The 13,358-nt window shown below is 41.7% G+C and carries 13 protein-coding genes; 2 read left to right on the forward strand and 11 right to left on the reverse strand.

All coding sequences use genetic code 11. The annotated features are described in order from the left end of the window. Positions 1-564: 564 nt before the first annotated feature. The 5 genes from V7150_RS03650 to V7150_RS03670 all read right to left on the reverse strand — a co-directional run bounded on the left by V7150_RS03650 (position 565) and on the right by V7150_RS03670 (position 4,041). Positions 565-1,329 carry a hypothetical protein gene (locus V7150_RS03650; protein ID WP_335513692.1) on the reverse strand — a complete coding sequence of 255 codons (765 nt, stop codon included), beginning with the start codon at positions 1,327-1,329 and terminating at the stop codon, positions 565-567. Positions 1,330-1,338: 9 nt separating this feature from the next. Further along, positions 1,339-1,860, reverse strand: a complete 522-nt coding sequence (locus V7150_RS03655) for a hypothetical protein (RefSeq protein WP_335513694.1) — start codon at positions 1,858-1,860, stop codon at positions 1,339-1,341. A gap of 362 nt (positions 1,861-2,222) precedes the next feature. Then, positions 2,223-2,465 (reverse strand): hypothetical protein, encoded by a 243-nt coding sequence (locus V7150_RS03660; protein WP_335513696.1) that lies wholly within the window; start codon positions 2,463-2,465, stop codon positions 2,223-2,225. A gap of 28 nt (positions 2,466-2,493) precedes the next feature. Further along, positions 2,494-2,811 (reverse strand): hypothetical protein, encoded by a 318-nt coding sequence (locus tag V7150_RS03665; RefSeq protein ID WP_335513698.1) that lies wholly within the window; start codon positions 2,809-2,811, stop codon positions 2,494-2,496. Between the two features lie 303 nt (positions 2,812-3,114). Further along, the gene (locus V7150_RS03670; protein ID WP_335513700.1) at positions 3,115-4,041 is read right to left on the reverse strand and encodes a DMT family transporter; all 927 of its coding nucleotides are present in this window, start codon (positions 4,039-4,041) and stop codon (positions 3,115-3,117) included. 418 nt (positions 4,042-4,459) lie between these two features. Between V7150_RS03670 and galE the strand changes: the two genes are divergently transcribed. Continuing rightward, positions 4,460-5,473: a UDP-glucose 4-epimerase GalE gene (gene galE, locus V7150_RS03675; RefSeq protein WP_335513702.1), complete on the forward strand. Its 1,014-nt coding sequence runs from the start codon at positions 4,460-4,462 to the stop codon at positions 5,471-5,473. 226 nt (positions 5,474-5,699) lie between these two features. Continuing rightward, positions 5,700-6,677 (forward strand): dTDP-glucose 4,6-dehydratase, encoded by a 978-nt coding sequence (rfbB, locus tag V7150_RS03680; RefSeq protein ID WP_335513704.1) that lies wholly within the window; start codon positions 5,700-5,702, stop codon positions 6,675-6,677. A gap of 72 nt (positions 6,678-6,749) precedes the next feature. Here rfbB and gpmA read toward each other — a convergent pair whose 3' ends face one another. The 6 genes from gpmA to glcD all read right to left on the reverse strand — a co-directional run bounded on the left by gpmA (position 6,750) and on the right by glcD (position 13,255). After that, positions 6,750-7,517: a 2,3-diphosphoglycerate-dependent phosphoglycerate mutase gene (gene gpmA / locus V7150_RS03685; protein ID WP_335513706.1), complete on the reverse strand. Its 768-nt coding sequence runs from the start codon at positions 7,515-7,517 to the stop codon at positions 6,750-6,752. Between the two features lie 216 nt (positions 7,518-7,733). Continuing rightward, positions 7,734-8,228, reverse strand: a complete 495-nt coding sequence (locus tag V7150_RS03690; RefSeq protein ID WP_335513708.1) for a protease inhibitor I9 family protein — start codon at positions 8,226-8,228, stop codon at positions 7,734-7,736. Between the two features lie 145 nt (positions 8,229-8,373). Continuing rightward, positions 8,374-9,585 carry an aminotransferase gene (locus V7150_RS03695; RefSeq protein ID WP_335513710.1) on the reverse strand — a complete coding sequence of 404 codons (1,212 nt, stop codon included), beginning with the start codon at positions 9,583-9,585 and terminating at the stop codon, positions 8,374-8,376. After that, positions 9,582-10,088, reverse strand: a complete 507-nt coding sequence (locus tag V7150_RS03700) for an Lrp/AsnC family transcriptional regulator (RefSeq protein ID WP_335513712.1) — start codon at positions 10,086-10,088, stop codon at positions 9,582-9,584. Before V7150_RS03700 ends, V7150_RS03695 begins: the two co-directional genes overlap by 4 nt. A 429-nt stretch (positions 10,089-10,517) precedes the next feature. Continuing rightward, entirely contained in the window at positions 10,518-11,846 is a 1,329-nt protein-coding gene (locus V7150_RS03705) for a (Fe-S)-binding protein (RefSeq protein WP_335513715.1), read from the reverse strand. Then, positions 11,843-13,255: a glycolate oxidase subunit GlcD gene (glcD, locus tag V7150_RS03710; RefSeq protein WP_335513717.1), complete on the reverse strand. Its 1,413-nt coding sequence runs from the start codon at positions 13,253-13,255 to the stop codon at positions 11,843-11,845. The genes V7150_RS03705 and glcD overlap by 4 nt, the downstream gene beginning before the upstream one ends. Positions 13,256-13,358: the final 103 nt, after the last annotated feature.

Raw genomic sequence — 13,358 nt, forward strand, 5'->3', positions numbered from 1 at the left:
CCAAAAAAGAGAGAATGCCAGAGAGATTAGTCCTTCATAAAGGTGAAGGTCAAAAATAGGTGGATTACTAGAGAGATTAGTTCATATGAAGGCCTATTAAAGACAGATTAGGAGATTTATCAGAGAGATTTTGTCTTCAAGAAGGCCTATTAAAGACAGATTAGGAGATTTATCAGAGAGATTTGTCTTCAAGAAGGCTTATTAAAGACAAATTTGGAGATTTATCAGAGAGATTTGTCTTCAAGAAGGTCTATTAAAGACAAATTCGATAGATTACTAATGAGATTTATCCTCAAAAAGGCATATAAAAGACAATTTCCCCATTAAGTGGTGAAAATTTTCTTTTATATGCGAAGGTAGAAAAATAAAACTACTTCTCACAAAGTAAAGCGGAGAGTGGTCTTTTTTAAGTAGTGTATTTCTTACTGGCTAACCCCGATTTTGATAAATGAATATTGAAACGTTTCATCACCGGATACCACGAGGAAGATTGGTGTTGCTTGCTCTAATTCATTGCTGCAGCACGAATGACATTATGGAAAATAACGGGTTTTCGTTTAATATTCATCGTTTCAATCCTCTTTCAGCTAGTTTTGTAGGAGGCTTTTTCAAAAAGGAATCGAACCGGAATTTACAGTAGGCCACTAGAAAAAACTCAGGCCAGGCAATGGCAACAACATATTGAAGAAGGGCACAAATACCGAGAAACACATATATTTCTGCCATCCCATAAGGCAAAATAGAACTGTTGCTTGAAATCGCTTTAAAGATAGAGCCCCCAAAAATAGTGGCCCCGATCACAAATGATAGGCTAACATGTCCTTTGGATGTTTGAAAATCGTAGAGTAATTTCTCGCCTTTTCGGAACGTCCCTTTTTGAACTCTTCTAACCCCTCTCCAGGTCGATAGGACTAAATAGACAAGACCGCCGCCTATGAGAATGAATCCTGTTGTCCACATATACCCTGGTGCTAGCCTGTCTTCACACATGAGAAAGTAAGCTTTATACATATCGAGAGAAAACTTTAATCCGAGGATTGCTAATAATACAGACTGTAATCTTTGAAACTTATACGCATATTTGGTAATTGAGAAAAAAATCGCTATCAAGAGCTGAGCTAATAATACATAGATATCAATCCTAATAAATTGAATCCATGCCTCACCAATAAACATCATGGAGCCGGCTCCGACTGCAACAACTAAGGTGCTGATCCCGCTAAAAATAAAGGTTGCCCAAAAGAATTTTGAGATACGGCTAGGGCTTAGGCGCCCGGATGCTACGAGATTAAGTTCATAGAAATCTGCTTCGTTACAGTTTTTTAACATATGATTCTCCTACCAGAAGATTTTTTTAAGTGAATTGGATATCTTACTTCCAATCGCTTTCGCTGTTTTAATCGGGTGATTGACAATCTCCTTTGCCCGGTCTGTGATGCCTTCAGCAGGCGGGCCGCCAAATTTAATGTTGATGAGGGCGCTGGCTCCAACACCGACTATTCCTCCTACGACTGTTCCGACAGGAGGAAGGAACAACGATCCTAAAGCAGCCCCTGTGGCGACTGCACCTTCTCCTAACCCAATGTCCACACCAAGATTGACGCCAAACTCTTTTAATTTCCCTGAGTTATAGCTCCACTCCCCTGTATGCTTATCGAGAAAATTATCCTCTACATTGCTCCAAATCGTAAAACCAGTACCAATGATACCCAAAGCTTTTCCGGTGTTGGTCAGACTTTGAGCATTTTTCCAGCCTTTAAAATCATCCCAAACCTTTACTTCATCAATAAAAGTATCCTTAACGGCTCTGCTCAATACTTTGATATCATCCTTACCAACGTTTTGAATAGCCTTATTCAAGTCATCAAACTAAGTATTTACAAACTTATTGCGATTGTTAAAGTATCGACCACGGACTTCGTCATAAATAGGAACACCTTCGTTTACTAATCTAGTTACGAACCGCCTGCTCCATTTACTCGTTCCGCCAAGATTCTCCTTTAATAAGCGATAAAACTTCGAAAAATCTTGGTGGCTGTTTACCTTTCCTCTTACAATTTTAATTAAGATTTTGCCGTCTTTACGAAGTAGTCTAAAGGAAAGGCCTTTACCTGGCGAAGAAAGGTTTTGGGATCAACCGCCATTGCTGCAGCACCCATCAAAGAATCCCGGGCAAGCTGACCCCAGTCAGTTGTACATATGATTTTATTCTCAGCTTCATCTTAATAATTTGCCGATCGTTTTAAAAAGCTTTCTAATTCGTGCATTTGTTTTGTTATTTTGCCGAGCGATGAGTGGGCAGCCTGGAGCCGACCGCTGATATTGTTCCGTACTAAGATGCGGCTGTCGATTTGATGGGTGGTGGATTGCAAGCTAGTTTTGGCTGTGGACAGTTTTTCAGAATTATGTCGGACAAGACCTCTGATCTGTTCAACGCTGTCAGTGTGTATCTTGATTTGGGACATGTTTTCACCTCCTGAGTCCACTGGTTCCTTATGGATTCGCTTTAGCTTTTGCTGTAGCCTCAGCTTTAGCTTTTGCCTCTGCTTCCGCTTTGGCCTTCGCTTCTGCTGCCTTTTTTTCTTCTATTTCTTTGTTGATCTCGGTTGCTGTCGTTTGAATGTCGTGTCTAATCGATTCTAGTTCACTTGCTATTCTAGACATCTCTGCTGCAAGTTGGTCGAAATGGTTGTTGATGTACGCCATTTCAGTGGCCTTCCAGCTTTGGCCAAGGCTACCTTTCACAACTGTTAAACTGTTTTTACTGTTTCTAATGTCTGAGGCAAGATCATTTATCCGTCTACCCTGCATGAGGGACCTGCTTAGAATAAATTCCATTATTTTCATTACCTTTTTCCATTGTATTATTTATTGATAGTTTTTTTGGAAAAATGCAAAAAATAAGCAGATTTTCCTATAAACAAAGGAAAAATGTCCTATATGATGTCAGGCACCCAGCTGTTTCTTTAATAGGGTAAAAAGAGAGAAAAAGGAATTTAATAAGGTCTATAGGTGCCCGTATCTAGATTTAATGAAGAAAATTAGGCAATAAAGTATGAATGTTATGCAAGCAGAACTCCATTCGCCAAATGATGAAGAAGACCCTTAGATTTATCATCCAAGGGTCTTCCTATTTCTAGTATAGGTTCTTTTTTGTATTACTTCCGGAATCGGTTTTCGCTGCTGGCTTAAAAAGAAAAAGACACCGAGGAGCACGAGCAGACCGCCGGCAATTTGCCAACTGACGAGATGCTCATGTAGTAAAAAATAGGCTAATATCGTCGATCCAACGGGTTCGCCTAAAATACTCATTGAGATCGTAGTTGCATTGACATAGTTTAATAGCCAGTTATTGATCACGTGGCTGACAGTCGGAACGGTGGCAAGTAAAAGGAAGATGCCCCATTCCTTGGCAGGATATCCGCCAAGTGCAACACCTGTTGATACGTTATAGATTGTCAGAACAATAGATGCGAAGAAAAAGACACAAAAGCTATAAAGCCAGTGTGATACTTTTTTCACGATGGTTTGACCGATTAATAAGTAGCCAACCACGGAGATGACGCTAAAAAACGAAAGAATATCGCCCATTATGGCATCCTGGCTTAAACCGAAATCTCCCCAGCCAATCATCATCGCCCCCACAATTGCAATTCCCATCGTCATCAATGCGGATACAGTCGTTCGTTCCTTAAAAAATAAAAAGCCGCCAATCAATGAGACAATCGGCTGCAAGGCAAGAATGATGGTTGAACTTGCAACCGTGGTTAACTTTAATGACCCGAACCAAAGGACAAAGTGTAACGCTAAAAAGAAGCCGGAAAAAAATAAAAAGAACCAATCTTTATTGATTATTTTTTTGAATTCATGACGATTTTTCCATACGATGGGTACCATTAAAATGCTCGCAAACCACATCCGATACATACTCAAAATGGAAGCAGGTGCATCTGACCATTTTACAAATATAGCAGAAAATGAAATGGCAATAATCGAAATGGTAAGCGGCAGTACGATGGATCTTGAACCTTCCTGTTTCATTTTTTCCCCCTATCATGATGCTTGGTAACAGGTCTTTAAAAAAATTAAGACTTTCGCCATCAAAGTTATATTGATTATCTATTTAGTATACTAGTATATTTTTAGTGTCTCAACAAGGGGCAGTCCCGTATCCAGCTTAAACTAAAAACGGGCTATGATTTGATTTCTACTTTGTATGTCTAAAATGTTCAAATATTGAAAAATAACAAGAATTTTTTTAATAAGGGGGAAATAAATATTCATATTAGTGGTGATGAGATTCATCGTTATAGGCGTATTAGATTGCTCGTATAGAGGAAATGGTTTTTGAAATGTCACTATTTTAACTAAACTTGGTAGTGGTGTATAATAGATGATAACAGGTGAGTGATTTTTCATAAGTATGTGTGAAAATTATTACAATTAAGGAGAAAAAATAATGTCTATATTAGTCACAGGCGGAGCCGGATATATCGGAAGTCATACATGTATTGAATTGTTAAATGCAGGCTATGAAATAATCGTTCTAGATAATTTTTCTAACAGTAAACCTGAATCACTTAAAAGGGTAAAAGAGATTACAGGAAAAGATTTTACGTTTTACGAGGTAGATTTACTCGACCGGAATGACCTTGAAAATGTATTTTCTGAAAATCAAATTGAGGCTGTGATTCATTTTGCCGGATTAAAAGCAGTGGGAGAATCGGTATCGATTCCACTTCGGTATTATCATAATAATATTACTGGCACGCTTATTCTTTGTGAAGTGATGAAAAAATACGGTGTAAAAAATCTTGTCTTTAGTTCATCTGCAACCGTGTACGGTATGCCTGAACGAGTGCCGATTTCAGAGGATTTCCCACTTAGTGCAACCAATCCGTATGGCCGGACGAAGCTGATGATAGAGGAAATTTTGCAGGATTTATATGTTGCAGATAATGGCTGGAGCATTGCCTTACTGCGCTATTTTAATCCAATCGGTGCTCATGAGAGCGGTCGGATTGGCGAGGATCCAAACGGAATTCCGAATAACTTAATGCCGTTTATTACGCAGGTTGCTGTGGGTAAATTGAAAGAATTACAAGTGTTTGGCAGTGATTATCCAACGGTTGATGGGTCAGGTGTAAGGGATTATATTCATGTTGTTGATCTCGCTCTAGGCCATTTAAAAGCACTTGAGAAAGTCATGTCCGCTAATGGTGTAGAGGACTATAATCTAGGAACAGGAACTGGTTATAGTGTATTAGAAATTGTCTCGGCTTTTGAAAAGGCATCAGGAGTGAAGATCCCTTATAAGATTGTCGATAGAAGACCAGGTGATGTGGCAGTCTGCTATGCGGATCCAGTAAAAGCGAAAGCGGAGCTTGGCTGGGCTGCTTCAAGGGGAATTGAAGATATGTGCAGGGATTCATGGAGATGGCAGAAAAACAATCCAAATGGCTATGGTGTTTGATTCTCACACAGCTAGTATACAGAAACAATAAGGATGGAAATGGGAACCTTGGCTACAGCCTTGGTTCTTTATTTATGTTAACAGAGTTTAGCAAAAAGCGATTATGCTAGGGTAGCAGGACAACCCTTGTTTAGTCACCTTTCGAAGTTCCTTTTAAAAAAAGGGGAGTTGTTTGAATTTTCGTGATATTATAGTATTATATTAACCTTTGTGAAAGGGGTTTACTATGAATATTTTGGTTGCAGGCGGAGCTGGGTTTGTTGGGAGTAACTTTATTCGATATATGCTGAATAAATATCCTCATTATCACATTGTAAACTATGATTTATTAACGTATGCAGGAAATCTAGAGAATTTAGAGGATATCCAGAATCGGAAAAATTACGCGTTCGTTAAAGGGAATATTACAAATCGTGAATTGGTACGTCATGTGGTACTGACGCATCATATTGATGTGATAGTGAATTTTGCTGCTGAATCTCATGTGGATCGGAGTATTTTGCATCCGGAGTTGTTTGTACAAACCAATGTTGTAGGGACGCAAACGTTATTAGATGTTGCGAAGGAATTTGGTATTAGTAAATTTATTCAGATCTCAACGGATGAAGTCTATGGTTCGCTGGGGGAGACAGGTTATTTTTCAGAGGAATCTCCTATTTCGCCGAATAGTCCTTATGCTTCTAGTAAAGCCGGGGCTGATTTGCTTGTCCTTGCCTATTTTAAAACTTATGGATTGCATGTCAATATTTCTAGATGCTCCAATAATTATGGACCGTACCAATATACGGAGAAGTTGATTCCATTGATGATCACGAATGCGTTGGAGGGTAATCGGCTGCCGATTTATGGGGATGGGGGGAATGTAAGAGACTGGCTGCATGTCCATGATCATTGCAAGGGTGTTGATCTTGTCATGCACTACGGCCGTGCCGGTGAAATTTATAATATTGGCGGCGATAATGAATGGACCAATAATGAAATCGTCCATCTGATTATCGAGAAGCTGGGTGTGTCTAAAAAGTTAATTGAATACGTCCCTGATCGCCTGGGGCACGATTACCGTTACGCCAGTGATCCAATCAAAATTATGACGGAATTGGGCTGGCAGCAGGAGTATTCATTTGAGACGGGAATAGCTGAAACAATTGAATGGTATCGGGAGAATGTGTTTTGGTGGAAAAGTGGTAAAAGGGTGAAGCTGTGATTTTTTGTGTGATTAAAATGAATGTGATAGAGGTCTAACCCCATGCCTGCTTGCAACCCAGGCATGGGGTTTTTACCCGAGCCAATCGCAATTTTTTGGATCGCTCAAATCGATATGCCGTGGTATCGTATCTTCACCAGCTTTTCCGTCGTGGGTAAGATAGTAGTGTCTGATTGGTTCTAGGTCATTGTCTAATTCATAGACGAGCGGCGTGCTGTTTGGGATATTTAGGCTTGCCACGGCATCATCGGGAATATGATCGAGATATTTCACGAGCGCTCGTAAGGTATTTCCATGTGCCGAGATGATAATTCGTTTATTTTGTTTTAGATTGGGAACAATCTGTTCGTTCCAATAAACTAATGCCCGTTTTTCGGTATCAAGAAGGCTTTCAGTTAAGGGAACATTTTCGGCCCCAATTCCGGCATATTTAGGGTCGGCTTGATCGGCTAGATGATTCTTTGCGGAAATAACCGGTGGTTTGACGCTGGCTGACCGCCTCCATTCATTGACCTGTTCTTCTCCGAATTTGACCATTACCTCATCCTTGTTCATCCCTTGTAAACCGCCATAATGTCTTTCATTCAATCTCCACGATTTCGAGATAGGAATCCACACTAAATCCATTTCATGCAGAAGAATCCAGAGCGTTCGGATAGCGCGCTTTAGAACGGAGGTATGGGCTGTATCGAAGGTAAATCCATGCTTTTTTAAAATTACCCCAGCTTCACGCGCCCCGTTATAGCCCTCATCTGTAAGATCGATATCCACCCAGCCAGTAAATCGATTTTCTAGATTAAAAAGGCTTTGTCCATGCCGAATAAAAACGATTTTCTTCAATTTTTATCACCTAGTTTAGTTTTTTTCAGTATTTGCAGTGGCGGTTGGAAAAATTCTTTTACAAGTAACTTCTTTGCGATACTGCTTTTAATTAGCTAATTTTGTTTGTAATTCTTCTAAAGGAGAAGCGGTGATCTACATGTCTCGAAAAGGCGAAAGCGAGCTTTGATGGTAAATGAAGGCTGTGAAGGAATCAAAAAAAGTAAGTCATTAACATTAAGACGGCTTCACTGGAGGAATCAACTTGATTTCCTTATTAGCATATATGGCTTCAACTTCTGCTGATTGCAGCAATGCTTGAATCGCACTGGCAGGCAGCCGCATTGCCACGCCGTTAATAGCAGCAGTATAGGAGTGGGTTATCGAATATGGAATATGCTCCCTATCTAAATATTTTTTCACATCGGCTTGAAACCGTTGGTGGCTTTCTTTTACTTCCTGCTCGGCTTGTTCCAAAGTAAGGGGCACACCCTTCATTTTTGCCAGCTCAACAGCTGCCCTTGCCGGTTTTGTTTTAAAATGAATGATAATGGTAATCTCTTTGTTACTATTCAAATCAATTTCCGGATCAATGTGAACATTAGTGGTCATTGCCTCTTCTCCCTTATTTAGTTCTTCTTTTTCCTGGGTGGCTTGTATAATAATAACCCCTGCGCCAGCAATTACTGCCAGAAGGCAGCCGACTAGTAAAAGCTTCCCTTGTTTAAGCATGCCACACCACCATCCTTAAATTTGGATATTCTCTCTTAATATTATTTCTTTTATGCAAAGTTAAAACCCTTTGATTGGTGGAAAAAATTGTCCCATTCTATCCGAAAAACAACCCAGATGAGTGTCCTTCACCTGGGTTGTTTTTTCAGCGTGCTTTAACTTTTTCAGACTGGCTGTCGGCATAAACTCCCTTCTTTTCAATAAAACGCTGGATTCGTTTTAACGCTTCTTGCAGCTGCTCCATAGATGTGGCGTAGGAGCAGCGGATATAGCCTTCGCCACTTTCACCAAAAACATGGCCGGGAACGACGGCTACTTTTTCCTCCATCAACAGCTCCTCGGCAAATTGTTCGGAGCTTAGGCCGGTAGAACGGATTGATGGAAAGACGTAAAAGGCGCCTCCGGGAGTGTGACATACTAGACCCATTTGATTTAGAGTTTGTACCATATAGTTCCTCCTGCGGCGATAGCTGTTTCGCATCGATTCTACTTCGGGATAGGTATTACGCAGTGCCTCGACGGCACCGCGCTGAAGCATATTCGGTGCACACATCGTCGTGTATTGGTGGATTTTTAGCATGACCTGGAAAAATTCCTTCGGTGCTGCCAGGAAGCCCAATCTCCAGCCTGTCATTGCAAAGCCTTTGGAAAAACCGTTAATTAAAATAGTCCGCTCATACATACCTTCAATCGCGGCAACACTACAAAAGTCTTCGTCATAAGATAGTTCCGCATAAATTTCATCGGATACAACGAGCAAGTCGTACTTTTGGATGATCTCGGCAATTTCAGTCAGTTCATCCTTTGTTAACATACTACCGGTCGGATTGTTTGGGGAACACAACAAAATGGCTTTTGTTTTTTCGGTAATCGCAGCCTCTATTTGTTCAGCTGTTACCTTAAAGCCATTTGCAGGTGATGTGGAAACGGCAACTGGTTTCCCCCCGGCAATCGCTACCAATGGAGCATATGAGACGAAGGCAGGTTCGACAATCAGAACCTCATCGCCTTGATTCAAAATAGCGCGAAAGGCAAGGTCAATTGCCTGGCTTGCTCCGATTGTCACAATAATTTGATTATTTGGGTCGTAATGAACTCCAAATCTTGTTGCTAAGTAGGTAGTGATTTCTTCCCTTAATTCGAGCAGTCCGGCGTTGGCTGTGTAGGAAGTAAAGCCTTGCTCCATCGATAAAATGGTCGCTTCGCGAATGCTCCAGGGTGTCACGAAGTCCGGTTCACCGACGCCTAACGAAATCACGTCCTCCATGCTAGCGGCTAAATCGAAAAATTTTCTGATCCCAGAGGGCTGAAGCTCCTTGGCTGTTTGTGAAAGATAGTGCTCATAGTCATGTTTCATGGTGAAACCACCATCCTCCAGTCTTTATCATCATTCCCACTGTTAAAACTTACGCCATCATGTTTGTATTTTTTTAGCATGAAATGGGTAGTGGTGGAAACGACGTTTTCAATGGTTGATAGTTTTTCTGAGACAAAGGCCGCGATTTGATTCATTGTTTTTCCTTCTACAGTGATCGACAAATCGTAAGCACCCGACATGAGATATAAGGATGACACTTCAGGAAAACGAGAGATTCTCTCGGCAACTTCATCGAAACCAACGCCACGCTTGGGGGTAACCTTCACATCAATCATGGCGATGACGCCTTCCTGCCCCTCGACTTTGCTCCAATCAATTAAAGTAGGGTAACTCATAATTATTTTCTCGTACTCTAATTTTTCAATCGTATTCCTGACCGTTTCTTCGCTGCACATGGCCATTAATGCGATCGACTCTACTGATAGTTTGTGATTCTCTTCAATGATTTTTAAAATTTCTATTTCCTCACTGCTAAGCTGCATCTAGGCGGCCTCCTTAACTTTCCTGTCAAGCAAAATTGTATCTGCGCCTCCTGAACTTCCCTAAGGGGTTGGCCCGTCAGCGAGTTTTCTTTATTGATGATTTTAATCCTATTTGAGGTATCTGTCACGCAATCAAGAGAAATTTTTGAATTCTTTTAAACATCGAGAATGGAATACACTAAATATATTTTTTGCAAATATTTATTAGTAAAGTTGGTTAAAAAAGCCCCGAATGAAAACTGTTAAGGTGCGACAGTGCCCGTCGAGGCCAAAAGATGTCTCGTTCGGTCACTGTCAAGAGACCAGAGTGCCCGTCGAGAATAAAAAAAGCCCCAAACGGGAACTGTGGGTGTTTCATTGTCCCCGTCCTTAGGCAAGTAATCAGAAAAGGAGTACTAACTAGCGGCAATAATCGTTACTTAATCCCGCTTACGCTTTTCTTACGGCTTCCATTAATAGATCCACAATATGAACAGCGCGCATTTTGGTGGATAAGCCCTCGCGCTCAATGCCAAGTTGCATTTGTAAGAGGCAGCCAGGATTGGCTGTCACAATGGTGGTTGCACATGTTGCTTTTGCCTGATTCATTTTATAGTCGAGCATCACCATCGACATCTCGGACTCGACAATATTATAGATTCCGGCAGAACCGCAGCAGCGATCCGCTTCTTTCATTTCTTTGTATTCAGCCCCTTGGATTGCTTGAAGCAAAACCCTTGGCGCTGAAGCTGTTTTCATGACATTTCTTAGGTGGCAGGAATCCTGATAGGTAATGATCTGTGCTGGAAGCTCTAATTCTACCTTTTTATGAAAACCAACCGCCGCTAATACTTCGGAAATATCCTTTATTTTTTCTTTGAAAGCTTTTGCCCTGTCCCGCCAATCAGGGTCATCCTTCAATAAATGATCATAATCAATGAGAAACGCACCGCAGCCGCCGGCATTCGTAATGATATAATCCACGTCTAAATCTTCAAAGGCCATAATATTTCGTTTGGCAAGATCCTTAGCGGTTTGTTTTTCACCGCTGTGACCATGCAAGGCACCACAGCAGTTTTGATTCTTAGGGATCACGATCTCACAGCCGGCTAACTGAAGCAGCTTCATCGTTGAGTCGTTTGTTTTCATGAACATCGTATCCATTAAACAGCCGCTGAAAAAAGCAACCCTGTGAACCTTTTCGGCAATTGCCGGCAGATATTCGGGCCGATTTTTCATCTCTTTCATCGTTGGCACATTAGGTAATACTTTTTCCATTGTGGCTAAGCTTTCAGGCAAAAGGCCTAAAAAGCCGATTTTTCGGGCAATCGTTTGGATTCCGGAACGCTGATAGAAGCCAAGCATGCCGACCGTCCATCGCATGCGCTCAGGGTGCGGGAATAACCCTTGAAAAACCGTCTTTCTGACGGCTCGTACCGGCAAAGAATGCTTCTTATTTTGATTAATAATATCCCTTGCGTCTTCTAATAAATGCCCATAATTGACACCTGAGGGACAAACGGGTTCACAGGCCCGGCACCCTAGGCAAAGTTCAAGTGAACGCTCGAAATCCTCATCCGGTTCAATCACCCCGTCTACAACCGCTTTCATTAAGGCGATTCTTCCCCGAGGTGAATGCGATTCTTTATAACCTGATTCAATATAGGTTGGACAGGTTGGCAGACAAAAGCCGCAGCGCATACAGTTTAGCAATTCATCCTCGTTCATTCGTGCTTTAAATTGTTCTTGAATCTTTTCTTGTTCTTGAACCGTCGTCATCTTGTGATCACCACACGTTTCTTGCTGTCTTTGGCAAAAACCTTCCCTGGATTCATTATGTTATTAGGATCAAACGCCAGCTTGATCGCTTTCATCGCGGCGATTCCTTCCGCCTTCAGCTTCCATTCGAGATATGGAGCCTTCATGGCTCCGACCCCGTGTTCTCCGGTAATAGTTCCCCCTAGTTCAATTGCCTTTTCAAAAATTTCGGCAAATGCGTTTTCAACGCGTTCCATTTCTTCATGGTTTCTTGCATCGGTCGCACACGTTGGGTGGAGATTCCCATCACCTGCATGGCCAAAGGTACAAATCGTCAGCTGATATTTTTCGCTAATGTCATTAATGGCCTTCACCATATTGGCAATTTCCGACCTTGGAACCGTTGCATCCTCGAGAATGGTAGTCGGCTTCAGGCGGGCAATGGCGGAAAGTGCCGCGCGTCGTGCGGTTCTTAGGGCATCGGCTTCCTCTTCAGTAGCGGCCGTCTGAATTGAAACGGCATTCTCCTGCTTACACACTTCTGCGATTTTTTTCATATCCCGGTCGACAACTTCAAGAGGGCCGTCCTGCTCAATTAAGAGCACAGCTTGCACATTGGTAGGCAGGCCGATTTGGGCAAAGTCTTCGACCACCTTTAATGTTGGCTGATCAAGGAACTCAAGTGTGGTCGGAATGATCTTATTGGCAATAATCTTTGAAACGGATTTGGCGGCAGCATTAAGATCTTGATAAAGAGCAAGCATGGTCTTCCGTGTTTCCGGCATCGGAATGAGTTTTAATGTTGCTTCCGTAATGACACCAAGCGTTCCTTCTGAGCCGACAAAAAGCCGGGTTAAGTCATAACCTGCGACATCCTTTGCCAGCTTGCCGCCTGTTCGGATGATATCGCCATTCGGCAATACCGCCTCTAAACCAATGACATAATCTCTCGTTACACCGTATTTGAGGCCGCGTAAGCCGCCGGAGTTCTCATTGATGTTGCCGCCAATGGTCGAGATTTTCATTGAACTTGGGTCAGGTGGGTAAAATAGACCTTTTTCTTCAACGGCATGAATCATATCAAGTGTGACGACACCAGGCTGTACGGTAATTGTTAGGTTTTCTTCGTCAATTTCCGTGATGTTGTTCATATGTTTAAAAAGAAGAACAACCCCGCCCTCGGTAGGACATGTTCCAGCGCATAGGTTGGTACCCGAGCCGCGCGGTACAATCGGAACTTTATATTTATTACAAATCTTCAGGATTTCCGAAACTTCTGCTGTATTGCGCGGGCTGACTACGGCATCCGGCATAGACTGGAAGTTTGGTGTTGCATCATATGAGTAGACTAAACGTTCTGTTTTGGAATCAGCGAAATTTTCCTTGGTTACAATAGATATCAGTTTTTCTTTTACTTCATTCGAAAGCATGTGGTTTCCCCCATTCCTACCCGTGTAATTTACTTACGGATTATTCCTGCTCTATGAAAACGAATCACTTTGAAATTTTATTTTAATAAATATATAATAATTA

This window comes from Neobacillus drentensis, from assembly GCF_036965245.1.
Lineage (GTDB): Bacteria > Bacillota > Bacilli > Bacillales > Cytobacillaceae > Neobacillus > Neobacillus drentensis_G.